Here is a 26,174-nt window from a genome sequence, read left to right on the forward strand (position 1 = left end):
TTATTTGATACTTCATACCTATAAATCAAAAAAAATCTTATCAAAAAATAAATTTACTGAATATCAGTAAATTTATTAAAATACATATCTTAGAAGTCGCTACAGACAAAAAATCTAAAAATAAAGTTTTAATTTTATAGTAAGATTAGAATTTATTTGTGCAAAAGCTCCAAAAATTCATTAAAAGAATTTGCTATAAACTCTACACTAGCTGTTTCATGCAACCACAATACTATCTTATTATCTTGCAGGCAGATAAAATTACCAAACTCATCAATTGCGATAGGGAAACAATTTTTGTTTTCTTCTCCAATAATATTAGCAAAAGTGAAAATATTTTCTTTGTCTTCTTTATTGTAAGAAAGAAGTTTTTTTATTGTTCTATTCTTTGTTTTTTGTGTATCAAAAATATTATAACTAGGACGACCATTATTATAGCTTAAGATGCACTGCTTCAAATCTTCTGGCAATTTGATATTATATTGTTTTTCAACTTCCAAAATTCTATCAATAGTCGTATTTTTTACATATTTCCATTCCATTTTATCTCCTTTTATCTATTTTCAGAACCACCACCCCAAATAACTTTACCGCCGGTGTGTCCTGTTTTGGCATGTATTTCAGAATCCACTAACTGCATTTTACCTTTTTCTTCATTATGATGCCAAGTGTAGCCATCAGGTGTATCCCCATTTTTGACCTGCTCAAGCTGTTCATCAGTAAACTTACTGGCTAATTCTGGAACATTTTCTATAGCTTCTTGCAACTGCTTATTACACTCTTTAAATTGCTCGCTATCGCTAGCTTGTTCTAACTCATCAGGCAATTGAGCATCAAATACAGATTTAAATTCAGGGAAAACACCTTTTATTTCATTGCCATTTTCATCAGTAACTGTTTTTTCCTTAAAGGGTACACCAGTTTGAGGATGTTCTTGCCCAGCCAAATCTTCATTGCGACATTTTATACAGTTTTTTTCATTCGACTCCAACATTTTATCCGGATTAAAACTCTTTTTGTTACCTGTTTCATTAAAGTTTTTTGTTAATTCCTTATTTGAGTCTAATATTTTATCAGGATTAAAAGAGCTAGGGGTCTCAATGGTTTTAAGAGCAGCTTTGGCTATTTCCACCATCATATTCTACCTCCATCAAAACTCCATTTTTCAAGCTGAGATACTTCGCCTACATCATTACATATATAGTCAGTAATGATGCACTGTCTAATCTTTCTTCGTAGCTCATCAATCTCTATTGCTAAAGCATTATCTGTAGCTATAGACCATTGTTTTGTATCGGACACAAAAGCTTTATAAGATTCCATAAAAGCCCTTTTTGCTACTGGAAATAATTCTGACATAATTGGAGCAAGCCGTAAAACACTAACTTCTTTTGGTGGATTTTGTAGATATTTTAGAATTTCTACTCTAATGCTAGATTTTAGTTCTAATTTATCAAGGTCTTTTACTAATTCTTCTTTGCCAACTTTTATGCCTTTACACAAAAGATCTGCTATTTTAATTTTAATTCCACCAGTATCTGACTCATCTTTTGCTTTAGTTGTTCTATCGCACTTATAAGTACCGCTTTTACTCTCAGCTACACCAATTTTACACAGCACAGGTTCAATCCATTCATTTTGATACACAGCAGCCACGCCACAAGGTAGTTTGGCTAGTTCGGTGATTTGGTCATCATTGAGATTTGCTGCCTTGCCTACTAGCTCTCTATCATCTTGGTCTGGCAAGCGCATGATGATTTTTGTATTTGTATTGCGGATTACTGCCATATCTAAAAGTGCTGGTGCTTGATCTGCTATGATAAAGCCTTCGCCGTATGTTCTCATCTCAGCTATTGCATTTGTTAGCATTTCTACTGATTTACCTATTAGATTTGCACTTTCACTACTTTGCTCTGTGCTAGTGCGTTTTAGTAGGTTATGCGCTTCTTCTAGCACTGTGATATGTTTTAGCTCCGAGTTCATGCCATTAGCATTAGACATGCGGTATTCTTGTAGTTTTAGCACAAGAACACCCATAATAAGAGATTTAGTTTCAGCAGAGCCTACTCTACTGAGATCTACTATCACATTTTTATCAAAAAGTTCTTCGCTAGATATTTCATCACGGTTAAAAATTAACCCATTAAGCCCATTTGTTAGTGATTTTAATCTAGTAAGCAATGAGCCTTTATATGCACCTTTATTTTCAGCATCATACTCTGATGAGTCTATAATACTTTTAATATTTCTTGCTACATCTGAGAATTCTGGATATAGATTTTCACCATAAGCATTTGTGCTGTTTGTGAGATCCCAACCAGCGTCTTCATATGATTTTTCAACTGCGTCTTTTAGCACAGCTGGCATAGCTGCATACATAGGCCAACAAACATTAAATATTTCTATTAGTCTATCAATGTGTTCTAAAACATGTATTTCTTTTGGGAAAGAAAATGGATTTATTTTTAAAAGCTCAGTTAGACTAGGATTTGTGCCATATACTTTTGCTTTGCTGCCAAATACATTTTTATATTCACCCTTAGCTGGCTCTACTACTAGAAATTTTACTTCACTAGGTAGTTTATTAAGAATTCCATATACGGTATTTGACTTACCACTACCAGTGGAACCTGTGATAAATGTATGCGAACAAAGACTTTTTGCATTTAACTCGACTGGTATTTTTTCATCTTTTAACATATGAAATATATTACCAAGATTTATTTTTGATTCATTATTTTTAGGAATGTATGATGAAACCACACGACCAAACTCAGCACACTCTATAACTGGAACTCCGGCTATAGAATGATTTGGTAGTCCGGCATGAATAGCAAGTTCAGCACTATTTATTAAAGCGCCTGGGGTTACCTCAACATTATTAACATTTAAACGAGGATGCTGCATATGCTTTAGAGCCTCCATTATACCATAATTTTGATCTTGCTCCCAAAGAATCATAGCACTATTTTCTAATGATGAATTTTCTCCACGGATGACCGACCTATATATGCTAGCACATATCTGTGCTGTCGCTTTATCGCTTACACAATACATAGCACAGTTCCAAGCACCAAGATCAGCACATTTATTGTATCTTTCTAGTGTTTTATCAATGCGTTCTAGCATTTTCTTTATGGTATGATTTTCAAATTTAACTTGAATGCTCTGGCTAGTTCCAATATTTTGAGTAACTCCTTGCATCTGCGTCATGCCAGTAGCTGTTGATATATTTTGAGTATTAGTCATCCCAACTGTCTTAGATGAATTTTGCGAACTAGTGTTAGTTTGATTCGTACCATATTGATTGCTATAACTTTCAGAGCTAGTAGTACTATGACTTTCACTATGACTTTTTCCGCGATTCATCCCCGCAACACCAATGCCTACATTAACACTTGAGCTATTTGTATCACTATAGCCATCAGTTGTGCTGTGTGATTTTCCATCAGTATGTGAGTAAGACACTCCAAATGCTCTACTATAGCTCTTTCCGTTTGTGTGGCTTATGCTCTCTGAAATACCTTCACTTAAAGTCTCAGTCGTAGATTTCGATATAGAGGCATTTATGGATTCACTTTGATTCTCTCCAAAGCTGAATTCAGATTCGCTAAAAGGCACAAGACTAGAATAAACATTTTCGAGTGCTCGTCTACTCAAATTTAAATCACGCATACTAATAGGATCTGCGATTAAAAGCATTGAATATTCTTTTCCCTTTAATGCTTCTATTACCTTTTCTATGCCTTGCATAAATTGTCTATCTTTACTATCATTTTCTGAGCGCAAGCCGGCAATGTCTGTTACACTAACGACTCTTAAATTTGTATCAAAATTATGTACAACATTATTTAGCTCATCAGTCGATAAAAGTTTAAGAGTAGAGCCAGGAAAATTTCCCTCTAGGCTATTTTGTAATATTTCTTGTGCCAGTCCTTTATCGATATCTTCAAAATTTCTTCTAACACCTATTCTAATAGAAACTTTGTCTTTTTTGCCATCAATATGAAACAAAATAGAAGTTCCGACATTACCCACAGCATTAAAAACACTAACAAGCTTATCTCTCATGTTTTCATTTTTATTTAATACAATTTGTGTAATATCAAAAAAGCGAACATTTTCATTTAGATGATTTACAAATTGATCGCTAGTAGACTCAACAGGATAATTTATTTCTATAAGTTTTTGTTCTCTTATATTTGATAAATATCCTTTTTTAAGAATATTTTCGGCATTTAAAACAGATTGTGTTATTGCGGTTTGATTAATTACATCATTCATTTTTTACCTCTTATACTAAATTTATGCCAAAACAAATATAGCAGCTACCAAGGCAGCGGCTGCAGCCACAGCCAACAAAACACTGCCGGTAGAAACATCTTTTTTGTTTGCGCTAGCTGATTTGATTTGTCCTTGATGTGATCCTTGGCGTTGCACATTACCACTAGCCGGCCTTCTAGATATGATTCTAGCACCATCTTGATCATATTTAGCTGCATTTGATGAATTGTTTTTTGGTATCTCTCGCTCCACTCTAAATTTATTTGAGTTATTACTATTTTTTATAGAAGATTCGCCAAAATTGTTACTAGAACCTACAGTTTGAACTGTTATCTTTTTTTGTTTTTCAGGCCACACAGCTTGAGTGATTTCTAGTACTTTTTCTAGTCTTTGACGAGAAAAATTTGTCGAAAGCTGACCTATTAACTCTGCAAAATTATCCTTTGTAGCCTCTAGGTCTACTGAACGTCCATCGTGTTCTTGATACAAGTCTTCTAGTTCTATGCCTTTGGCTTTGCAATATCCTACAATCTCTGTAAAATTGCCAAAAACATTTTGATCAAATTGTAAACCAACACCAAGCGCCAAGCGAATAGCATTAAAATTTCTAGACTCTATTTTTGATTGTAAATCCTTTGAAATCATCTTTTATCCTTTATGATACTAATGCTTTCTTGATATCAGTCTCAAAATTATTCAACCAAACCAATTTCTTATTGCTTTCTTCAATAGCCTTTTCCAGCTCCTTTTCACTACCTAATTTAGCATCTAAATCATCCATTTTTTTCTGAATTGCTATATTGACAGCATCGAAAGCTTCTTTGAAATTATTTTTTAGTTTTCTTTCTTCTTCGATAGATTGTTCTAATGCTAACTTTTGAGCATGCTGCGTAACTTTTTCAAAATACTCTTGACCTTTATCCATTGCTAATCTTCCTAGATCTACATATTTGCGTTTTTCATAGTCTGTAACCTCTACATCATACTCTTCATTAACAGGGACTTCATACTCTTCATAATCCTCGTCATACCCCCAATCATCATTACCAAAAATAGAGCCAAACCCTCTCATGAGACCGCCAAAGAATCCACCTTGAGCTTTTTTTACTTTTTTAGTTTTGGTTTGATATACGGTTCTTGTTCTTGTTTCTATGTGGGTTCCCACCTCCTCTGTAATTGTTTCTTCATAATCAGAAGAATCAGCCTCAAAAGAAATAGTTACCAAACTTCCCAAAATGGCAGCCGGATTTACATCATGTTTAAATGCACTTCCAACTAAATCAACCACATATCTATTATACTCATCAACATACTTGCCTGCTTCATCACCTATTTTTGTATTTAACAACATTTCTATATCAATAGCAAATTTATTACCAAATTCTTCTATTTCATTTTTTAAAATTCCTATTTTTATTTTGGCTTCATTGGTAGGTAGGTTTCCTTTATATTTTCTAGTTAATATATCTAAAAACTCTCTAGTTTTCTTACCAGTTAGCTTTTCAAGGTCTCTTTTTACATCATCACTTACACTAAGAGCATCTATTCTAGCTTTTAACTCATCGCTTTTCTTACCGTTGCTAAGCTGAGCGTTGATTTCATTTATCGCTTTTCTGGTTTTTTCTATTTTACTCTTACTCGAGTTTAGCCTGCTCAGCTCTTTAGCTTCAATTTCTAGATTTTTTACAATCGTGCTAAATGAATGCAAAATCTCTGTAATTTTTTTAGGTAAAGCATATTTTTCCAAATGCTCACTAATAGCAGCCTCCACAGCTGGAATTCCTGTGTAGATCAAAGCTTCTTCTTTTTCGCTATTGTGCTCTTTTGCAGCTTTTAATTGTTCGTTTATTTTAGCTCTAGCCGAATCTGAGAGTGGAGCAAAGTCTGAAAAATGATAATTTGGTTCATCTACGAACAAAGCAACATCTCCGCGCAAACTTGACTTCTCTTTAGAAGAAAGTGTTTCACCATTTAAATCTTGTCTAATTAGTTTTGCCAACCTTGATGCACAGGGGAAAATTTTTGGATCTTTTATACCTTCTTTTTCTAGATATTTTTTTGTATCTTCTATTTTTTTAGCTATTGTTTCTCCCTTTTCTGGGTCAAATTCATCTGCCTTATTTAACACAAAAATAAACCTATCACTTCCTTCTCTACCACCACTTCTCATGGCTTCCGATATATCTTTTAGTAAATTGCGATCATCTTGTATTTCAAGCTGGGTAGCGTTTAATATATACAAAACCATAGGCTTATAATCAGCATCTTTTATCAATTTATAAGTATGTTTTTCGTGTTCTTTTGTTCTACTATTATTTGGCCCTGGAGTGTCTGAGAGTATGAGATTTAGACCATCGGTAGAAATTCCAGATATTTTGCCTTTTATATTTATATAAGCTGTATTTGGATTATTATTAAGGATATTCATATCATCTAGACCTAAAGGATCTTTGCTATCTAAAAGATTCATATCAGCGTCATAGCTTGTAGCGCTATAATGATCTATATTTGTATTATAAATCTTAGCTATGGTAGCAGTTGTCGCTTCATTTCTAGCTGGTAATAATTCTCTACCAAGCATTGCATTTATTAAAGTAGATTTTCCACTTGACATTGTAGCTACAACTGCAATTTCATATTCTTGATCTTGAGCCTTTTGAAAATTCCTATCTATATTGGCATTGTTTTTTAGCTCTTCAAACGGACAACTATCTTCTTTGACTCTGCTATAAATATCATTTAGCTTTTTAAGCTTTTGGCTTACGTTTGAGTTGGTTGCTATTGATTTTTGTATGTTTGCCTTAAAAGTGATTTTAAATCCATCACTGTTTTGCTCATTGTATGCTTCTACAGCATCTTCCATTGTTTCGCAGTCGCGCTCTAATGCGCTAAGTTCTACGCAAACATTAGAATTTTCATTTTTTACAACTTCTATTAAAAAGTCATTGCACCATTTATCTAAAGGGATTTTTCCAAATTTTGGTGCAAAAAAATCCTTCATGCTGCCATCAGCACAACTTGCCTCCATCCTATAAGCATCATAGCTTAACTTAATCTCTTTCATTTTGTTCCTCCTAGTAGCTTTTCTATTTCATTTTCTAAGACTGTTAGCCCAGAGTTATTTAAAGCCTTTTTAATATCGTTTTTAGAGAATACTTCTCTGCCTACAGTGATTTCTGTGTCATCATCGCAAGAACACTTAAATCCGGTCTTAGTTAGATCCGTATTTTCTATAAAATACTCAAAAAGAGAGCCAAAAGAAGCTCTTTCAGATGCGCTAAACTTATCTGCATCACCTTTTAAAGCCATTTTAAAAAGCCTAGCTGCCTTTGATGATATAGGAAAAATTTTAGAGTCTTTATTGTATCCTATATCTACAATTTGTTTTCTAAAATCTTCTATGATTTTTTTCATGCTTTCTTTTTCAGTATCTATGCTATCAGCCTTATTTAGCACAAAAATCGTAAATGGTGCTCCTAATTTTAATAGATCCTTTAAAAGCTTTTCTTCATCAGTCGTACCTAATTGCTCGGCATTTGCTACGTATATAATGGCATCCATTTTATTTTGACTTAAAAAATTCATAGTTATTTTTCTATGGTTGTCATTGCCACTATTATTTATACCAGGAGTGTCATGAACGGCTACAACTATATTATTATTGCTTATATTATCCAAATCTGACTCTAGAATCATATGATCGGCTTCTGAGTTCCACTTATTAATAGTTACTGTATCCATATTATCACCAATAGCATATATGTGATCATTTTTTACTGCTACACCAATCATATTTTTTGCGTTGTCATAGTCGTATACGCTAGTAATACAAGCAGTAGTAGCTTCGTTTCTAGCTGGCAAAAAATCATTTCCCAAAAGAGCATTTACAAAGGTAGATTTGCCGCAACTCATATTTGCACATATTCCAATGTGTTTAACTTTTGTTTGTTTATATTTATTGTGTGAGTCTTTAAAATTTACATGTTCCACAAAAGATTTCAATATTCTTTCATTTTTAATTCTACCATGATCTTTTGCATACTCTAAAGCAAGAGCAAAATTCTTTTTAGAAAAACACAGCTTTTTTGCAACAACACTTTTGTCTTCTTCTTTTAGTGTATTTATATTTAAAAGCTCTAAAGCGTGTAATAGCTGTGATACCAATACAAACCTATAATCAACCTTATTTCCAAGGATAAGCTTATTTTTTATCTTTTTAATAGACAATTTGATATCAGAATCTAAATCTATATTATGTCTTAGTTTTGCATACTGATGCAAACTACCACTATGTGTTTTTAGCATATCATTTAGCAAAACGCAATATGCATGGAAATAATATTTACTTAAATCTTTTTTCTTATAGGAAAATTTTTGCCCCAAGACAAACTCAGTGTAATTCATAAACTCAAAAATATTTTGAAATGAATCTTTTTTGCATTTGCATTTAACTAGCATTTATTAAAAAACTTTCTTTTTAAAGGGAAATATAAACTTGGTTATTATAAGAAAAAGTGCTAAAATAAAATTAAAAAATAGGGGGGGGGTAACGCTTTTCATAAATTTCCTTAAACCAAATTTTGAATCGAAAATTATAACAAAAATAGATAAAAATTTTCTTATTTTATAATAAAAATTGGGGATAATATAGATATTTTATTGAAATTTGGGGTGGTGGTTGGGCTGATAAAATTAGATTTTGTTTTAAAAGTTTACTTTGGAGATATCTAGAATTTTAATTCTTGGGGATTTGGGATTTAAAAGATATTAAAGAATTTAGAAGAGTTTTTTAAAAAAAGGTAAAGCTTTAAAATCTTTAAAAACTATCAAAGATTTTAAACCCCCAAAAGGTTTTTAAAGTTTAAAAAGCTTTAAAAAACCCATATAATATAAATAAGATTTCTAAAATTCAAATAATCTTTAAAAACCCAAAGGCTTTTAAAGATTAAAATATTTTAGAATTCAAATTGTAGATTAGAATTCAAATTTAAGATTTGCTATACCATTGATACCTTGTCTTTTGCCTAAGTGGCCAAATAGACCTACATCTACACTAAAGCCTCTATTAGCATCGATACTTAGACCAGCTTCTAGCAGCATAGCAGAAGCACCACTTAAAGTAGGTGAATCCACAGCCAATCCATATGAGTATACATCCGCATTACCTTTAAACTCATAATCCAAAGCCGCATCAGCATAAGGTGAGAGTTTTAAGTTGCTAGTAGGATATAGACTACTTTATATCTAGTACCAGTTATTAGTTTGTGAGATTCGACAGCTTTAAACTCATATGGTATATACATGATTTCTACTTCATTACCAGCTAGGTTATTATATCGATATTTAGCATATATATCAAGAGCTTGATTATATATCTTAAACTCATACCCAGCACCCACATGGATACCAAAGTAGTTTGTATCCATATCATATTTAGCGTGTTTTCCATTGCTAGTAATATTGGTATTTTCATATCTATTGTAGTTTTTACCAAATCTAGCAGAACCCTCTATATATGGTCTAGATGCCGTAGTGCTACCAAAGTCATATCTAGCTAGTAAACTAGCACCGATATATTTGCTATCACCATCACCTACATTGCTTGCTGCTATGCTGATGGTTTTAGCACCACTAGTATTACCTTCTAGGGTTACTGGGTTCTTGGTATTTATGTTTAGGGTATTCCACTATTACTAGTTTTATCACCTACTTGGATATTACCAGTTACTTTAGTCAGGTTACCTGATAGGGTTATTGTATTGTTGCTACCTTGGATCTTTTGTGTTGATTCATTATAACCACCATAGATATTACCATCTACATTGCCATTAGCAGTGATTTGGTTGCCACTAGTTTGGCCATTAGGATCTAAGATTTGACCACCTATAATATCACCTTGGGTGTCACCAGCTACGCTTATTATGTTATTGCTAGCTGAACCACTATCTGTTTTACCACCGATTACTGTGCCACCTACATTACCAGCTACTTTTATGTTGTTGTTTTCAGAGCTGATTTTACCTTCACCGCCAGTTACATTGCCAGTTACACTTCCGCCGATGATAATATTGTTTTTATTTGCGGTGCCTTGGGTGCTTTGACCACCGATTATTGCTCCAGCGCTATCTCCGCTGATTAATATATTATTATCACTAGCGTCAATTTGACCTATACCACCAGTTATACTAGTACCAGCACTCACACTACCAGCGATATTTAATTCGTTTTGGTTTGCGGTTCCTTGGGCGCTTGTACCGCCAATAATTTCTGAAATCTGTGGCTCCATCTTTAATTATTACATTATTGTCATTTACAGAACCATTGTCGTCATAAACCCGCCACCCATGACATATGTAGATTTTACATTTGTGCCTTCTCCAGAGATGATTATAGTATTTCTACTTGCACTTGAATTGACATTTCCATGTGCGCCAGTATATCCGGCACCTATATTGGCGGTGCTTGGTCTTTTGTCTGGTCTAGGTCCTCCTACTGATGATCCACCAGATATTCTATTTCATTTTCATCAGCTTTTCTAGAGCCTATAAAAGCGGCATAGAGACTGTAGCTGGTAACATTAGTTTTACTTCTTATAATTATGCTCTGTCCAGTTACCTCGGTAGTTTGATCTGTTTTAGGGAAAAGAATAATAGTATTTGTTGTGTTTTTTGTCGCTTATAATACATGTTTTGTTGTTGTTAGTCATTTGGCAATAAGACTTGCCATCAGAGAAACTAGCAGAGTATAGGACAACAATTGCGATTGATGATAGTAAGATTTTGGGATTGTTTAGTTTTTTAGAATGTGTGGGTAGTAGCGGAATTTGCTACTATAGTAGTCTTTAGTCCTTTCATTTTTTCTCCTTATTAGTAAAATTTAGGCGGGATTATAGCAAAAAATGAAAAAATTTACTTATTTTTATAATTAAATATAAAAATTTATTTTTTGATAAGGATTAAAAACAATTTTTTATATTTAAATTTAAAATCTTTTATTTGATTTTATGGGTGTTTAATGGGTGAGAGTAAATAAAATGAGATATGAAAATTTAAATTTAAAATATAGATTTGAATTTTTGTGATTGGAATTTTGTTTTTAATATTTTTTGTGAATATTTTAGCAATTTGTGAAAGTTTAAGAAAAGTATTAAAATGGGGTGATGGTGCCTGAGGTCGGACTCGAACCGACACAGGGTTGCCCCTACTAGATTTTGAGTCTAGCGCGTCTACCAGTTTCACCACTCAGGCTTAAAAAGAGTAAAATTATAGCTCAATTTAGATTAAAATATTATAAATTTAGCTACATCCATTCTAAAACTTGGGTTATTTCTTTGGCTACGAATGTTTTTATAGGGTAGGTTTCTAGTGGTTTGTTTGGAGTGATGGCGTTTTTGAATTTTTGAAATACGGCTTCTTTTAGTCTTGCATCAAGGTTAAAAATTTCTCTAATCTCTCCATTTAAACTAAGCTCACCGATAAATACGCTCTCTTTAGATATTGGGCGGTTGCGAAAGCTAGATATTATCGCAGCAACTACGGCTAAATCACAGGCTGGTTCGTTGATTTTTACTCCGCCTGTAACATTGATAAAAACATCATAATGACCAAGTGGAATCTCAAGCTTACGTTCTAAAAGTGCTAAAATCATATCTAAGCGATTTTTATCAAATCCAGTTGAGATTCTTTTTGGGTAGCTGCTTTCACATACTAAGGCTTGAATTTCTACTACTAACGCACGACTTCCTTCCATTGTTACAGTAATAGCTGAGCCACTAACGGCATTGCCACGAGTAAAAAATTTGCTACTGATATCTTTAGCGCTTACTAGCCCATTACTTCTCATCTCAAAGATACCAACCTCGCTAGTTGTTCCAAAGCGGTTTTTAATCCCTCTTAAAATTCTAAGCTCTTTGCTGCTATCGCCTTCAAAATATAATACTACATCTACCATATGCTCCAAAATTCTAGGCCCAGCTATAGAGCCTTCTTTGGTTATATGGCCAATGATAAATATAGCTATATCCTCTTTTTTGGCTAACCTCATTAGTTCAAATGTAATCTCTCTAACTTGCGATATAGAGCCTGGTGCGGAGCTAATCTTATCACTATATAAAGTCTGGATAGAGTCTATAACTATAGCTTTATACTCATTTTTAGCCACTTCAGCTAGTATAGATGAAAGATCAATCTCAGTAAGCAAAAATAGATTATCGCTATTAGCATTTAGGCGATCGGCTCTTAATTTGATCTGACTAGCACTCTCTTCGCCGCTGACATATAAGACTTTTTGATTATCATTAGCTAAATTTGAAGCAATTTTAAGCAGTAGAGTAGATTTGCCAATACCAGGGCTTCCGCCGATTAAAACTAGCGAACCACTTACTACTCCACCACCTAATACAAGGTCAAGCTCATTATCGCCGGTGGATTTGCGTTTTATCTGTTCTATTTGAATTTGAGATATTGGAGTTGCGTTATTTATAGTTTTAGTTAGTTTTGCTAATTCTTGGCTTGCTTTTATTTGCTCATTACTAAGCTCTATAAAACTCTCCCAAGCACCACATTGAGGACATTTTCCCATCCATTTACTCTGCTGATTTCCACACGCTTCACATTCAAATAGAGTTTTTAACTTTGCCATTTTTATTTTTAAAATATAGCATCGCAGATAGTATCTACGAACTCTTTTGGATTAAATTTAATTAAATCGTCTTTGCTCTCGCCAACACCAATGTATAAAATAGGCAATTCAAGCTCTCTAGCAATTCCAAATAATGCACCGCCTTTAGCAGTACCATCAAGCTTAGTGATTATTACTCCATCGACCTTTATAATCTCATTGAATGCCTTAGCCTGAGCAACTCCAGCACTTCCTTGTGTACCATCTAATATTAGAATTTTTTGATGTGGAGCGCCACTTAGGGCTTTATCGCTGATTCTTGAGATCTTTTCTAGCTCACTTGCTAGGTTTTTTTGATTTTGTAATCTTCCAGCTGTATCGATAATCGCATAATCCATCCCTTTAGCCACAGCAGAGCTAATGGTATCATAAGCCACAGCGGCCGGGTCGTGGCCTTGATTTGAAGCAATTATTGGCACTTCTAATCTGGTTGCCCATTGGCGTAGTTGTTCTATTGCACCAGCTCTAAATGTATCACTAGCACCCAAAATAACACTTTTTGAATTTGATTTAAATAAATTTGCTAATTTGGCTATTGTAGTTGTTTTGCCAGCACCATTTACGCCCAATATCATCATAACAAATGGCTTAGCTTCTATGCTTTTGCTATCATACATAAAGTATGTTTGCATAACTCTAGATAGATCAGCTTTATCAACTATTTCACGTGGTGGAAGGTAATATATAATCTCTTGTACTATTTCATATGGCACATCTGCTTCTAATAAAAGCTCTTCAAGAATATCTTTAGTAATTTTTTTATCTGCTGGTTTAGAACCAGTAAAGGCACTTATGGTCTTTTCAAGACCTTTTTTAAGGAAGCTAAACATTATTTAATCACCTTTTTAATATCATTTTCAAGCATTTCAATAGGCACCAATCCGCTATAAGATGTAGCAAATTTGCCATTTGGATAGTATAAAATGCTAAAGGGAATTCCAACTACACCGCCAAGCGATGAGATTAGATACTCATTTTCCTTGGTATAGGCAATTGGATAGTTGATATTGAACAACTCTTTAAATTCATTTGCTTGTTCTAGACTTATCTCATCAACTGATACTCCAATGACTTGAAGCTTATCTTTAAATTTATCTTGAAGCGATACAAGATATGGAATTTCTATTTTGCATGGAGGGCACCAAGTAGCAAAGAAATTTAAAAATACTGCCTTATCTTTAATATCAATATCATATCCATCATTACGCTTTTGTATATTAAGTTCTGTGCCATCGTTTAATGGGAGTTTAAATGGTTTTGAGTAGTCAGCTTGCATAACTGATGGCGTAGATGGTTCTTTGTCATTTTTATCATCGCAGCCAGTAAAAAATACTAGCAAGGCTGCTACTAAAAAGATTTTAAATTTCATCATATTTTCCTAATTTTTTGGTAAAATGTTGCAATTATACTAAATAAAGATTAATATTATGGTTAAATATGATAAACAAACTTATAGAAAAATGGCTAAAACCGCTCTAAAAAAAGAGTCCAAAAGAGTAGCTAATAGTTATAAAAATAGACTAAATTTTGATATTTTAAGGCTAATTAAGTTTTATAAAGTAAGAAATTTATTGATTTTTACTCCGATGCAAACAGAGCCAAATTTGATAATGCTTAGACGCAAGTTAGCAAAAAATTGTACAATATTTGTCCCATTTATGGTAGATAAAAGCTTAAAAATGGTAAAATTGCGTCTGCCCTTTTTTGTATCTAAATTTGGAATTAAAGAAGCAAGAGATTCAAATGCTTATAAAAAAAAGATAGATATGGCAATAGTGCCAGTAATTGCAGTAGATACAAATATGGCTAGAGTAGGGCATGGTGCTGGATTTTATGATAGATTTTTTGATAGTCTAGGATATAGACCAGTTATTGTGTTTGTGAGCATAAAAGATATGTATATTAATGATAAAATTTGTGATGCACATGATATTTGTGCGGACTTTTATATCACACCTACTACAAAATATATTAAAAAGGTATGTTATGATAGAGATGTCATTAGTGGGGTTAGGAGGCTTAATTTTCGGAGCCGGTGGTGGTTGGCTAATATCTAAAAAGATAAATGATGCTAATTATAGTATATTTTTAGAACAGGCTAAGGCTAAGGCTAAGGCTATTGAATTTGAAGCCGAAAGCGTACTTAAAGATGCCAAAGTCAAGGTAAGTGAGGCTGAATTTGAAGCTAAAAAAAGATATGAGGAAAAAGGCAGCAAGCTTCAAAAAGAGTATAACCAAAAATTTGATGAAATAAATAAAAAAGAGCAAAATTTATTATCTCAAAAAGAGAGCTTAAACAATCTAAAAAATGATCTAGAACAGAGTCAAAATAGAGCTAATGCTCTATATGAAGAGGGTTTGAATTTAAAAAATTCATATCAAGAAAAGATTGATGAAGTGTTAAAAACTATGGAGCGCATAGCCGGTCTTACTCAAGATGAAGCTAAAGAATTGGTACTTAAAAAAGTTGAAGAGAAAAGCCGTGCCGATATCGCTCATATCGTTAGAAAATACGAAGAAGAGGCAAAAAGAGAAGCTAAGAAAAAGGCAAATTATATCTTAGCTCAAGCCACTAGTAGATTTGCTGGGGAGTTTGCTGCTGAGAGATTGATTAATGTAGTAGATATCAAAAATGATGAGTTAAAAGGTCGCATTATCGGCAAAGAAGGGCGAAATATCAAAACTCTTGAAATGGTGCTTGGCGTGGATATCATAATCGATGATACGCCCCATGCTATCGTGCTTTCTAGCTTTAATCTCTATCGCCGAGCTATCGCTACAAGGGTTATTGAGCTTTTGGTTGAAGATGGGAGAATTCAACCTGCTAGAATAGAAGAAATCCATCAAAAAGTTTGCGAAGAATTTGAAGCTAGTATCTTAGAAGAGGGCGAAAATATCTTGATTGATTTAGGAATTACCAAGGTTCATCCTGAAATTGTCAAATTAATAGGCAAGATGAAATTTAGGGCTAGTTATGGTCAAAATGCCTTAGCTCATAGCCTAGAAGTCGCTCACTTAGCAGGTATTATCGCAGCTGAAACTGGCGGAGATGAGAAACTAGCTATTAGAGCTGGTATTTTACACGATATCGGCAAAGCCTTAACGCACGAATACCAAGGTAGCCATGTGGATTTAGGGGCTGAAATTTGCAAGCGATATAAGGAGCATCCGGTTGTAATCAATGCTATTTATGCTCATCACGGACACGAAGAAGCCTTAAGCGTAGAGTGTGCAGCAGTTTGTGCTGCTGATGCCTTATCTGCGGCACGCCCTGGAGCTAGAAGAGAGGTGCTTGAGAGTTTCTTAAAAAGAGTTGAAGAGATAGAAAATATCGCAAATTCAAAAGAAGGCATCAAAAATGCCTACGCTATAAATGCCGGTCGTGAGATTAGGGTTATTGCTAATGCTGAGTTGGTCAATGATGATGAAGCGGTGCTTTTGGCTAAAGAGATTGCTGAAGAGATAGAGAGCAAAATGCAATATCCAGGCGAGATTAAAGTAAATGTAATCCGGGAATTACGAGCCGTAGAGTATGCAAAATAGGGGCGCAAATGATAAGGGTTATCTGGTTGGTTCTATTTAGTTTAAGCTTATTATATGGTGGAAATGAGAGATTATTAGATAGTGCAAATGCCTATAATCATATTAATAGAATTAATAAAATCCCCCAGTCTATCGTTATAAATTCATCTGCGATTATTATTTTTCCTACTTTTGTTAAGGCTGGATTTATCCTTGGAGCGACCATAGGGCGTGGAGTTATGCTTGTGCGTGATGATGTAGATGAATTTTATAGCGATGATAACCTTACTCGCCATCTAAACAGCAACTGGAGCGCAGTTCCTGTGCGACTTGGTGGGGCAACTATTGGGTTGCAAGCTGGATATGAAAATAATTTTTTAGTAATGTATGTAATGAATCCGGCAGTAATTAAAGATATTTATGATAATAAGCTTACTCTTAATGCTAGTGCATCAGTGAGTTTTATGGATTATGGTACTAAAAATGAAATAGTTAGTGATATTGGCTTTAGTGATATTTATATTTATACAAATAATAGCGGCTTTTTTGCTGGGGCAAATCTTGGCGGATCGGTAATAACTGTTGATGATAAAATACGTTTTAATACAAATTCATACGGTTACAAACAATTAATGCATGCTATAACGGTGGTAAGATAATGCAAGATATACTTACAAATCTCTCAACTTATGGCTATTTAATTTTATTTTTATATAGTCTTGGCGGCGGTATGGTGGCTATTATTGGAGCAGGGCTTTTGAGTTTTGAAGGTAATATGAATTTGACATTATCTATTATTATTGCAGCAGTGGCAAATTTTATTGGCGATATGATTTTGGTATATATGGGTAGGTACAATAAAAGCTCAGTAATGCCATATTTTAAATCGCATAAAAGAAAATTAGCCCTAGCTCAAATTCTATTTAAAAAATATGGAGATAAGATTATTTTTATCAAAAAATATATCTATGGATTAAAAACTTTAGTTCCTTTAGCAATAGGGCTTACTAAGTATAGTTTAATTAAATTTACTATTATTAATGCTATTTGCTCAGTTATATGGGCTATTAGTCTTGGACTAGCTAGCTATTATGCTGGCGGATTTATTTTTAAATTTACTAGCTATTTTGGTGAACGTAGCTATTTAGTCCCACTATTTTTATTTATTTTATTGGGGTTGATTTGGCTATATTTTAGCTGGGCAACTAAAAAGAGATAACTATGAAAAAGTTTGCATATCTTATTGCAAGTCTACTTATTTTGATGGTTGGCTTGCATGGATATGCATATCTTTTTTCTAATTTTGTTTTAAGCTCAGCCATAAATAAACTTAAAAGTAGTAGCGAATTTGCTTTATCAAACATAAACCAAAATAACTCAATTTTTTCTACTAATCTAAATTTTACTCTAAAATATAAAGATTTCAATCTTAAATTTGATATTTTTAGTCATTATAGTGTTATTTCAATTTTTAATGGACTAGATATTGTAGGCGATATTTGTGATTTAGATCATCGATTAAAGATGGATTTGACACAAAATGAAAACTCAGTATTGGCTAAATTTAATCTAAATATTCCTATAAATGGAGGTATTAGTCAGCTAAAAGCACAGGTTTCCCCACTAAAAATAATCGAAAATCACAATCTTTTTACAATTTCTAGTATAGATATTAGCACAACATTTGATACAGAGCGCTTATATTTTCTAGGTGTACGTTTCGATAAAGCTGATTTTGAATTTGATGGCATTAGTAGTATTTTTAATGGAGTCGATATCGAAATTGATTATTTAGATGGACTTGAGTTTACTAGCTTTGACCTATTTAAATTTAATCCAAATGAGTTAAATATCAGCATTGAAAATTTAAGAGCAAATGTTCCACTTATTAATATAGTAAGCGATGAAATAAAATTTGACTCCAAAACCATTACTAATAATCTAGCAAATATTATAAGTAATATACATGCCAAAAATGTGGCAATAAATAATATTATGATTGATAATATAAATTCTAAAGTTCGTTTAGAAAATCTTATTATTGATAGTTATAAGATGATTTTTAACATTATGCTTGGGTCTAAAAGTATTGGATTAATAGATACATTTATTAGTTGCAATCCAGTTTTATATGTTGATAAAATTAGTATTAATGATCTTTTTGAGTTAAAATTTAACCTTAGAGGAGATAGTTTTGATATAACAGATATAAATTTAGATGGAGAATTTATAGCTTTACGCCCAATCTCTACAATAAAAGGGCTAGAATTTATATCTTTTTATGAAAATTTTTTAATAAGTAGTGGAATTTTAATAAAAAATGGTGAGGGTTATATATCTAAATTTAAATCTCAAAAAGAAAATGGCGAGTTAATTTTTAATAATTCTGTCAAATTTAGCGATATTTTAGTTGATTTTTAACCAAATTTGCAAATTTTTTTAAATTTTTTAGAATTTTCCCTAATATTTAATCTTTTTTTAAGCATATCTCTTATATAATTCCAGCTCACGAATTGAGAAACACCTTAACCTTCTGAAAAGCTTGGTTAAATCATTTCTCTATCGTTTTTGTTTTTTTAATTTTTATAATGTTAAACTATCTTTTATAGTCAATCTTTGAAATCTAAACAAGTGATCGATTGAGCCAGAATCTTATTATATTATAATAGATTCAATACTTATATAACAGATATAAAGTTTTTAGATTAAAACTTCATAATACTTAAGTAGTTTATCTACTTTAATTTTTTATGGAGAGTTTGATCCTGGCTCAGAGTGAACGCTGGCGGCGTGCCTAATACATGCAAGTCGAACGGACAAGTAAGAGCTTGCTCTTATGAGTTAGTGGCGCACGGGTGAGTAATGTATAGTTAATCTGCCCTATGCTGGAGGACAACAGTTAGAAATGACTGCTAATACTCCATACTCCTTCTTAACATAAGTTAAGTTGGGAAAGTTTTTTCGGCATAGGATGAGACTATATTGTATCAGCTAGTTGGTGAGGTAATGGCTCACCAAGGCTATGACGCATAACTGGTCTGAGAGGATGATCAGTCACACTGGAACTGAGACACGGTCCAGACTCCTACGGGAGGCAGCAGTAGGGAATATTGCTCAATGGGGGAAACCCTGAAGCAGCAACGCCGCGTGGAGGATGACACTTTTCGGAGCGTAAACTCCTTTTCTTAGGGAAGAAATTTGACGGTACCTAAGGAATAAGCACCGGCTAACTCCGTGCCAGCAGCCGCGGTAATACGGAGGGTGCAAGCGTTACTCGGAATCACTGGGCGTAAAGGACGCGTAGGCGGATTATCAAGTCTTTTGTGAAATCTAATGGCTTAACCATTAAACTGCTTGAGAAACTGATAATCTAGAGTGAGGGAGAGGCAGATGGAATTGGTGGTGTAGGGGTAAAATCCGTAGAGATCACCAAGAATACCCATTGCGAAGGCGATCTGCTAGAACTCAACTGACGCTAATGCGTGAAAGCGTGGGGAGCAAACAGGATTAGATACCCTGGTAGTCCACGCCCTAAACGATGTATACTAGTTGTTGCTCTGCTAGTCAGGGCAGTAATGCACCTAACGGATTAAGTATACCGCCTGGGGAGTACGGTCGCAAGATTAAAACTCAAAGGAATAGACGGGGACCCGCACAAGCGGTGGAGCATGTGGTTTAATTCGATGATACGCGAAGAACCTTACCTGGGCTTGATATCCTAAGAACCTCTTAGAGATAAGAGGGTGCTAGCTTGCTAGAACTTAGAGACAGGTGCTGCACGGCTGTCGTCAGCTCGTGTCGTGAGATGTTCGGTTAAGTCCGGCAACGAGCGCAACCCACGTATTTAGTTGCTAACAGTTTGGCTGAGCACTCTAAATATACTGCCTTCGTAAGGAGGAGGAAGGTGTGGACGACGTCAAGTCATCATGGCCCTTATGCCCAGGGCGACACACGTGCTACAATGGCATATACAATGAGACGCAATATCGTGAGATGGAGCAAATCTATAAAATATGTCCCAGTTCGGATTGTTCTCTGCAACTCGAGAGCATGAAGCCGGAATCGCTAGTAATCGTAGATCAGCCATGCTACGGTGAATACGTTCCCGGGTCTTGTACTCACCGCCCGTCACACCATGGGAGTTGATTTCACTCGAAGTCGGAATGCTAAACTAGCTACCGCCCACAGTGGAATCAGCGACTGGGGTGAAGTCGTAACAAGGTAACCGTAGGAGAACCTGCGGTTGGATCACCTCCTTTCTAGAGTACAAAGTGATAATCTCACAATTATCACTTCAATATATCTCAATCACACTTGTTTAGGTTTGAGAGATTGACAAGGGGAATTAGCTCAGCTGGGAGAGCGCCTGCTTTGCACGCAGGAGGTCAGCGGTTCGATCCCGCTATTCTCCACCATAGTTTAAATTTAAAAGATAGCAATAATATAAAATTTATTATCAAAGTCTAATCAGAGAGTTTAGTTTAAACTTTCTGATTAGACTTTAGTCTAAAGTTACTTAAATTACCATTGTTAAAAGTCACAATCAAGTTTTAATATTTAAAACAATTTTACAGGACTTGTTAGAGCTTTGAATTTAGTTTAATTTCAAATATTCTATATCAAACACTGTTATCCCAATAATATAAAAGATATAGTTTATAAATATTAACTTCACAATCTATTAAGCTTTAAAACTTACTTAATAGTAGTTAATACTTTCCGTCTTATTAAATTTAAATTCAAATACTATAAATCTAAACAGATTAACAAGAATTAAGTAATTAATTCTTAAATAATTAAATAGTTTATTTTTATATTTATATTTATCTATTTAATTTATATCTACTAGACTTTATCTTTAACAAGGAAGTGATGCGAATTAGAATATCAATAATCTAATTAAAAAAAGGTAAGCTACTAAGGGCAAATGGTGGATGCCTTGGCTAGTAGAGGCGATGAAAGACGTGCCAGGCTGCGATAAGTCTCGGGGAGCCGTCAAGGGGCTTTGATCCGGGAATTTCTGAATGGGGCAACCCAGTATATAGTGATATGTACTACCGCAATGCGGAGCGAACGTTGGGAATTGAAACATCTTAGTACCAATAGGAAAAGAAATCAAACGAGATTACGCTAGTAGCGGCGAGCGAAAGCGTAAGAGGGCAAACCACTAGCTTGCTAGTGGGGTTGTAGGACTGCAATATAGACTTAAACAATCTAATAGAATAAGTTGGAAAACTTAAGCATAGAGGGTGATACTCCCGTATATGAAAGTGCGTTTATACTTAGCAGTATCCTGAGTAGGGCGGGACACGTGTAATCCTGTCTGAAGCTGGGTAGACCACTATCCAACCCTAAATACTACTACTAGACCGATAGTGCACAAGTACCGTGAGGGAAAGGTGAAAAGAACTGAGGTGATCAGAGTGAAATAGAACCTGAAACCATTTGCTTACAATCATTCAGAGCCCTATGATTTATCAGGGTGATGGACTGCCTTTTGCATAATGAGCCTGCGAGTTGTGGTGTCTGGCGAGGTTAAGGAAACCCGGAGCCGTAGCGAAAGCGAGTCTTAATAGGGCGTATAGTCAGATGCTGCAGACCCGAAACGATGTGATCTATCCATGAGCAGGTTGAAACTGGTGTAAGAGCCAGTGGAGGACCGAACAGACGGCCGTTGAAAAGGCTCCTGATGACTTGTGGATAGGGGTGAAAGGCCAATCAAACATCGTGATAGCTGGTTCTCTCCGAAATATATTTAGGTATAGCGTTGTGTAGTAACTTTGTGAGGTAGAGCACTGAATGGGCTAGGGCATACACCAATGTACCAAACCCTATCAAACTCCGAATGCGCAAAGTGTAATCACAGCAGTCAGGCGGCGAGTGATAAAATCCGTCGTCGAGAGGGGAACAACCCAGACTAACAGCTAAGGTCCCTAAATCTCATTTAAGTGGAAAACGATGTGGAGTTACTGAAACAACCAGGAGGTTGGCTTAGAAGCAGCCATCCTTTAAAGAAAGCGTAATAGCTCACTGGTCTAGTGATTCTGCGCGGAAAATATAACGGGGCTAAAATGAGTACCGAAGCTTTAGACTTGCACTTAATTCTAATTATAAATTTGGCTATGAGCTTTTAAGTTATATTTCTTATAATTTAATTGCACTCATATAAATTAAATTATGAGAAAATAGTTTAGCTAAAATAATTAGAAGTAGTTAGAATTAAGTGCAAGTGGTAGGAGAGCGTTCTATTCAGCGTTGAAGGTATACCGGTAAGGAGTGCTGGAGCGGATAGAAGTGAGCATGCAGGCATGAGTAGCGATAAAAGGGGTGAGAATCCCTTTCGCCGTAAACCCAAGGTTTCCTACGCGATGCTCGTCATCGTAGGGTTAGTCGGGTCCTAAGCAAAGTCCGAAAGGGGTATGCGATGGAAAATTGGTTAATATTCCAATACCAATTATTATGTGCGATGGAAGGACGCTTAAAGTTAGTGGAGCTAGCGGATGGAAGTGCTAGTCTAAGGGTGTAGGTTGAGTTATAGGCAAATCCGTAACTCTCTATCCGAGACCTCAAAGGCTCTTGACGCTCTTCGGAGTAGATGGAGAATCCATGATACTATCGAGCCAAGAAAAGTTTCTAAGTTTAGTAATAATTGCCCGTACCGTAAACCGACACAGGTGGGTGGGATGAGTATTCTAAGGCGCGTGGAAGAACTCTCTTTAAGGAACTCTGCAAAATAGCACCGTATCTTCGGTATAAGGTGTGCCTAACTTTGTATTAAGATTTACTCCCAAAGCAAAGAAGGTTACAACAAAGAGTCCCTCCCGACTGTTTACCATAAACACAGCACTCTGCTAACTCGTAAGAGGATGTATAGGGTGTGACGCCTGCCCGGTGCTCGAAGGTTAATTGATGGGGTTAGCATTAGCGAAGCTCTTGATCGAAGCCCGAGTAAACGGCGGCCGTAACTATAACGGTCCTAAGGTAGCGAAATTCCTTGTCGGTTAAATACCGACCTGCATGAATGGCGTAACGAGATGGGAGCTGTCTCAAAGAGGGATCCAGTGAAATTGTAGTGGAGGTGAAAATTCCTCCTACCCGCGGCAAGACGGAAAGACCCCGTGGACCTTTACTACAGCTTGACACTGCTATTTGGATAAAGATGCGCAGGATAGGTGGGAGGCTTTGATCCATAGACTCTGGTTTATGGTGAGCCATTGTTGAGATACCACTCTTCTTTATTTGGGTAGCTAACTAGCCTAAGTTATCCTTAGGTAGGACAATGTCTGGTGGGTAGTTTGACTGGGGCGGTCGCCTCCCAAAGTGTAACGGAGGCTTACAAAGGTTGGCTCAGAACGGTTGGAAATCGTTCGTAGAGTATAAAGGCATAAGCCAGCTTAACTGCGAGACGTACATGTCAAGCAGAGACGAAAGTCGGTCTTAGTGATCCGGTGGTTCTGTGTGGAAGGGCCATCGCTCAAAGGATAAAAGGTACCCCGGGGATAACAGGCTGATCTCCCCCAAGAGCTCACATCGACGGGGAGGTTTGGCACCTCGATGTCGGCTCATCGCATCCTGGGGCTGGAGCAGGTCCCAAGGGTATGGCTGTTCGCCATTTAAAGCGGTACGCGAGCTGGGTTCAGAACGTCGTGAGACAGTTCGGTCCCTATCTGCCGTGGGCGTAAGAAGATTGAGGAGAGTTGACTCTAGTACGAGAGGACCGAGTCGAACTGGCCACTGGTGTATCAGTTGTTCTGCCAAGAGCATCGCTGAGTAGCTAAGCCGGGATGTGATAAGAGCTGAAAGCATCTAAGCTCGAAGCCAACTCCAAGATGAATCTTCTTTTAAGAGCTCTAGTAGACTACTAGTTTGATAGGCTGGGTGTGTAATGGATGAGAGTCCTTTAGCTGACCAGTACTAATAGCTCGTTTGCTTATCTTATAAGCATCACTTCCTTGTTAAGGATAAATATAATCCTTTTAGGTTTTTTAAAATATTTTTAGATATTAAACTTAGTGATTTTTAGCTTTAATACTCTAAGCAGTGTTAAATAAGATATTATCTTTATTGATATGATATTTTATTTAACACTGCTCGTGGCTATACATGATTAGGAAACGCCTTGCTCCATCTCGAACCAAGAAGCTAAGCTTTTCATGGCCGATGATACTCTCCCTTACTGGGATGCTGGAAAAGTAGGTTGCTGCGAGCTTTGTTTTTTATTCTTTGTATCTTATATTTATTAATCTATAGTTTTAGTATTTATTTGTTTTTACCTTAATAGATGAAATGGTATAAATCGCTTTTTATTTTTATATCTTTTAACTAATTTATTAATTCTTGGATATTTTATTATTATAAGTTGTTAAGCTTAGATGTTTTAGTGTTTTTATGGCTTATATTATTAATCCTTTAGATATTCTTGTTTTGGATGGAACTTTATTAGATACTAATTATACTAATCTTATATTATATAAAGATGTTTTAAGCAATAAGTTTGGAATGTCTCACTTAATAGAGTTACTATAAAAACTTTAAACAACTGTTTGGAAAATCCATTATCTGTAGTAGAATTACTTAAAATAAAAGAGTATAAAGATCAAATTTATTCTAAATATTTAAATTTAACAAAAGTAAATTATTTACTATTATTAGAATTGCATAATTATCTAAAAACAAATAGAATTATTTTATTGACTAATACTAATAAAAATAGAGCTGATGAGCTTATAAAATTTTTTATGATTTACAAAATTATTTTTCTTATATCTATTATAACTCTAGCAGAAATAAGTATTATAATTTGATTAATAATTTAAATTTAGTTCCTAATAATCTTATTGCTTATGATGATGAAACAATTTAAATTTAAAATGCAAGAATGCGTGAAGTAAAACTATATTATCAAATTTTTATATAGGATAAAATATGCAAAAATATAATATATTTGATTTTACAATTAGTAGAAATGATTTTTATCTAAACTATAAAAGCCTTTTATAGCTTAGATTATATTGGTAATTTACGTGTTGATTGTGAAAATTTAAAAAAGAATCCTGCTAGATTTATTTATACTATTAAAGATGATTTTTGCAAATCAAAAGATCAAGGTAAACTTGATAATACTTCAAATATATGTTTTAAATATATCTATACTTTTTTATCAAATATTGATTTGCTTAAATGGTCTTTTAAGTATTCATATTATGTTTGTTTGGTTTCTGATATAATACTAATAATGAAAAATGCGCTTTAGAGATAGCTAGATTTGCGTGAATAATTTAAAAGATCCTATAATAAAAGATGGTATTGATTTTTTCTTAGAGTTAAAGATGATGAGTGTTTGTATATATTGCTTCTAAATTTGTACAAAAATGGAGTCGTGATTGCAAGTGGATTAGCATTTAGATGTGATGGTATTGCTCATAGGGCTGCTTTTTAATTTAATATGCTAACAGTTACGATTTTACCAAGTAGGATAAAAGAGATTATCCCTAAACAAAATACTGATTTGGCAAACCAAATATCTATTAATGGTGAATTGATTATTAGTAGATATTATAAAGATGCTTTAAATTTTTAAAGAACAAATGAGTGGATGTGTGTAAAGGGATAGATTACAAGCGTTATTTAACGATATGATAATTTTAACTACTAGCTATAGCAAAAGTGATGCTAAAAAGAATAAAAAG

Annotated in this window: 19 protein-coding genes, 2 tRNA genes and 3 rRNA genes; 11 read left to right on the forward strand and 13 right to left on the reverse strand. The window is 34.5% G+C overall.

What is annotated here, in order from left to right; genetic code table 11:
* Positions 1-152 precede the first annotated feature (152 nt).
* The 9 genes from CIGN_RS03295 to CIGN_RS03330 all read right to left on the reverse strand — a co-directional run bounded on the left by CIGN_RS03295 (position 153) and on the right by CIGN_RS03330 (position 10,570).
* Positions 153-542, reverse strand: coding sequence for an SMI1/KNR4 family protein (locus tag CIGN_RS03295; protein WP_086234586.1), 390 nt, complete (start codon positions 540-542; stop codon positions 153-155).
* Positions 543-553: 11 nt separating this feature from the next.
* Positions 554-1,138 carry an HNH endonuclease gene (locus CIGN_RS03300; protein ID WP_086302212.1) on the reverse strand — a complete coding sequence of 195 codons (585 nt, stop codon included), beginning with the start codon at positions 1,136-1,138 and terminating at the stop codon, positions 554-556.
* Positions 1,135-4,284 carry an ATP-binding protein gene (locus CIGN_RS03305; protein WP_086302213.1) on the reverse strand — a complete coding sequence of 1,050 codons (3,150 nt, stop codon included), beginning with the start codon at positions 4,282-4,284 and terminating at the stop codon, positions 1,135-1,137. Before CIGN_RS03305 ends, CIGN_RS03300 begins: the two co-directional genes overlap by 4 nt.
* 21 nt (positions 4,285-4,305) lie before the next feature.
* Positions 4,306-4,929: a glycoside hydrolase family protein gene (locus tag CIGN_RS03310; protein ID WP_086302214.1), complete on the reverse strand. Its 624-nt coding sequence runs from the start codon at positions 4,927-4,929 to the stop codon at positions 4,306-4,308.
* Between the two features lie 10 nt (positions 4,930-4,939).
* Complete coding sequence (locus CIGN_RS03315; RefSeq protein WP_086302215.1) at positions 4,940-7,348, reverse strand: dynamin family protein; 2,409 nt, start codon at positions 7,346-7,348, stop codon at positions 4,940-4,942.
* Complete coding sequence (locus tag CIGN_RS03320; RefSeq protein ID WP_086302216.1) at positions 7,345-8,742, reverse strand: dynamin family protein; 1,398 nt, start codon at positions 8,740-8,742, stop codon at positions 7,345-7,347. Before CIGN_RS03320 ends, CIGN_RS03315 begins: the two co-directional genes overlap by 4 nt.
* A gap of 516 nt (positions 8,743-9,258) precedes the next feature.
* Positions 9,259-9,468 carry a hypothetical protein gene (locus CIGN_RS08120; protein ID WP_143297683.1) on the reverse strand — a complete coding sequence of 70 codons (210 nt, stop codon included), beginning with the start codon at positions 9,466-9,468 and terminating at the stop codon, positions 9,259-9,261.
* A 26-nt stretch (positions 9,469-9,494) separates the two neighbouring features.
* Positions 9,495-9,710 (reverse strand): hypothetical protein, encoded by a 216-nt coding sequence (locus tag CIGN_RS08465; RefSeq protein WP_309543864.1) that lies wholly within the window; start codon positions 9,708-9,710, stop codon positions 9,495-9,497.
* Between the two features lie 248 nt (positions 9,711-9,958).
* A complete protein-coding gene (locus CIGN_RS03330) occupies positions 9,959-10,570 on the reverse strand; it encodes a hypothetical protein (RefSeq protein ID WP_086302218.1) in 612 nt (203 codons plus the stop codon).
* Positions 10,571-10,652: 82 nt separating this feature from the next.
* Here CIGN_RS03330 and CIGN_RS08180 point away from each other — a divergent pair, with 82 nt between their 5' ends.
* Positions 10,653-10,823 (forward strand): hypothetical protein, encoded by a 171-nt coding sequence (locus CIGN_RS08180; RefSeq protein ID WP_187692246.1) that lies wholly within the window; start codon positions 10,653-10,655, stop codon positions 10,821-10,823.
* Positions 10,824-11,444: 621 nt separating this feature from the next.
* Here CIGN_RS08180 and CIGN_RS03335 read toward each other — a convergent pair.
* The 4 genes from CIGN_RS03335 to CIGN_RS03350 all read right to left on the reverse strand — a co-directional run bounded on the left by CIGN_RS03335 (position 11,445) and on the right by CIGN_RS03350 (position 14,332).
* Positions 11,445-11,531, reverse strand: a tRNA-Leu gene (locus CIGN_RS03335).
* 52 nt (positions 11,532-11,583) lie between these two features.
* Positions 11,584-12,924, reverse strand: coding sequence for a DNA repair protein RadA (radA, locus tag CIGN_RS03340; RefSeq protein ID WP_086302219.1), 1,341 nt, complete (start codon positions 12,922-12,924; stop codon positions 11,584-11,586).
* A gap of 8 nt (positions 12,925-12,932) precedes the next feature.
* Complete coding sequence (gene ftsY, locus CIGN_RS03345; protein ID WP_086229295.1) at positions 12,933-13,793, reverse strand: signal recognition particle-docking protein FtsY; 861 nt, start codon at positions 13,791-13,793, stop codon at positions 12,933-12,935.
* Entirely contained in the window at positions 13,793-14,332 is a 540-nt protein-coding gene (locus CIGN_RS03350; RefSeq protein WP_086302220.1) for a TlpA family protein disulfide reductase, read from the reverse strand. Before CIGN_RS03350 ends, ftsY begins: the two co-directional genes overlap by 1 nt.
* Positions 14,333-14,390: 58 nt before the next feature.
* Here CIGN_RS03350 and CIGN_RS03355 point away from each other — a divergent pair, with 58 nt between their 5' ends.
* From CIGN_RS03355 to CIGN_RS08405, 10 genes are all read left to right on the forward strand, one after another.
* On the forward strand, positions 14,391-15,020 hold the full coding sequence (locus CIGN_RS03355; protein ID WP_086240907.1) for a 5-formyltetrahydrofolate cyclo-ligase: 630 nt from the start codon (positions 14,391-14,393) through the stop codon (positions 15,018-15,020).
* Positions 14,950-16,506 carry a ribonuclease Y gene (gene rny, locus CIGN_RS03360; RefSeq protein ID WP_086226155.1) on the forward strand — a complete coding sequence of 519 codons (1,557 nt, stop codon included), beginning with the start codon at positions 14,950-14,952 and terminating at the stop codon, positions 16,504-16,506. Before CIGN_RS03355 ends, rny begins: the two co-directional genes overlap by 71 nt.
* An 8-nt stretch (positions 16,507-16,514) precedes the next feature.
* Positions 16,515-17,144, forward strand: a complete 630-nt coding sequence (locus tag CIGN_RS03365; protein ID WP_086225695.1) for a lipid-binding SYLF domain-containing protein — start codon at positions 16,515-16,517, stop codon at positions 17,142-17,144.
* Positions 17,144-17,704, forward strand: a complete 561-nt coding sequence (locus CIGN_RS03370) for a DedA family protein (RefSeq protein ID WP_086245239.1) — start codon at positions 17,144-17,146, stop codon at positions 17,702-17,704. The genes CIGN_RS03365 and CIGN_RS03370 overlap by 1 nt, the downstream gene beginning before the upstream one ends.
* Positions 17,705-17,706: 2 nt before the next feature.
* Entirely contained in the window at positions 17,707-18,906 is a 1,200-nt protein-coding gene (locus CIGN_RS03375; RefSeq protein WP_086302221.1) for a hypothetical protein, read from the forward strand.
* Between the two features lie 326 nt (positions 18,907-19,232).
* Positions 19,233-20,744: ribosomal RNA gene (locus CIGN_RS03380) — 16S ribosomal RNA — on the forward strand.
* 80 nt (positions 20,745-20,824) lie between these two features.
* A tRNA-Ala gene (locus tag CIGN_RS03385) sits at positions 20,825-20,900 on the forward strand.
* A 492-nt stretch (positions 20,901-21,392) separates the two neighbouring features.
* Positions 21,393-24,423: ribosomal RNA gene (locus CIGN_RS03390) — 23S ribosomal RNA — on the forward strand.
* A gap of 151 nt (positions 24,424-24,574) precedes the next feature.
* Positions 24,575-24,694, forward strand: a 5S ribosomal RNA gene (rrf, locus tag CIGN_RS03395).
* The 16S, 23S and 5S rRNA genes sit together here with 1 tRNA gene alongside, the layout of an rRNA operon.
* A gap of 1,236 nt (positions 24,695-25,930) precedes the next feature.
* Entirely contained in the window at positions 25,931-26,065 is a 135-nt protein-coding gene (locus CIGN_RS08405; RefSeq protein WP_257789255.1) for a hypothetical protein, read from the forward strand.
* Positions 26,066-26,174 lie beyond the last annotated feature (109 nt).

It is taken from the genome of Campylobacter devanensis (genome assembly GCF_002139915.1).
Lineage (GTDB): Bacteria > Campylobacterota > Campylobacteria > Campylobacterales > Campylobacteraceae > Campylobacter > Campylobacter devanensis.

Excerpts from the sequence above, each read along its gene's own strand:
- CIGN_RS03330 (WP_086302218.1), bottom strand. The coding sequence starts at position 10,570 with ATGGAGCCACAGATTTCAGAAATTATTGGCGGTACAAGCGCCCAAGGA.
- CIGN_RS03355 (WP_086240907.1), top strand. The coding sequence starts at position 14,391 with ATGGTTAAATATGATAAACAAACTTATAGAAAAATGGCTAAAACCGCT.
- CIGN_RS03365 (WP_086225695.1), top strand. The coding sequence starts at position 16,515 with ATGATAAGGGTTATCTGGTTGGTTCTATTTAGTTTAAGCTTATTATAT.
- CIGN_RS08405 (WP_257789255.1), top strand. The coding sequence starts at position 25,931 with ATGCTAACAGTTACGATTTTACCAAGTAGGATAAAAGAGATTATCCCT.
- CIGN_RS03370 (WP_086245239.1), top strand. The coding sequence starts at position 17,144 with ATGCAAGATATACTTACAAATCTCTCAACTTATGGCTATTTAATTTTA.
- CIGN_RS03320 (WP_086302216.1), bottom strand. The coding sequence starts at position 8,742 with ATGCTAGTTAAATGCAAATGCAAAAAAGATTCATTTCAAAATATTTTT.
- CIGN_RS03315 (WP_086302215.1), bottom strand. The coding sequence starts at position 7,348 with ATGAAAGAGATTAAGTTAAGCTATGATGCTTATAGGATGGAGGCAAGT.
- radA (WP_086302219.1), bottom strand. The coding sequence starts at position 12,924 with ATGGCAAAGTTAAAAACTCTATTTGAATGTGAAGCGTGTGGAAATCAG.
- CIGN_RS03295 (WP_086234586.1), bottom strand. The coding sequence starts at position 542 with ATGGAATGGAAATATGTAAAAAATACGACTATTGATAGAATTTTGGAA.
- CIGN_RS08465 (WP_309543864.1), bottom strand. The coding sequence starts at position 9,710 with ATGGATACAAACTACTTTGGTATCCATGTGGGTGCTGGGTATGAGTTT.
- CIGN_RS03305 (WP_086302213.1), bottom strand. The coding sequence starts at position 4,284 with ATGAATGATGTAATTAATCAAACCGCAATAACACAATCTGTTTTAAAT.
- CIGN_RS03300 (WP_086302212.1), bottom strand. The coding sequence starts at position 1,138 with ATGATGGTGGAAATAGCCAAAGCTGCTCTTAAAACCATTGAGACCCCT.
- ftsY (WP_086229295.1), bottom strand. The coding sequence starts at position 13,793 with ATGTTTAGCTTCCTTAAAAAAGGTCTTGAAAAGACCATAAGTGCCTTT.
- CIGN_RS03350 (WP_086302220.1), bottom strand. The coding sequence starts at position 14,332 with ATGAAATTTAAAATCTTTTTAGTAGCAGCCTTGCTAGTATTTTTTACT.
- CIGN_RS03375 (WP_086302221.1), top strand. The coding sequence starts at position 17,707 with ATGAAAAAGTTTGCATATCTTATTGCAAGTCTACTTATTTTGATGGTT.
- CIGN_RS03310 (WP_086302214.1), bottom strand. The coding sequence starts at position 4,929 with ATGATTTCAAAGGATTTACAATCAAAAATAGAGTCTAGAAATTTTAAT.
- rny (WP_086226155.1), top strand. The coding sequence starts at position 14,950 with ATGATAGAGATGTCATTAGTGGGGTTAGGAGGCTTAATTTTCGGAGCC.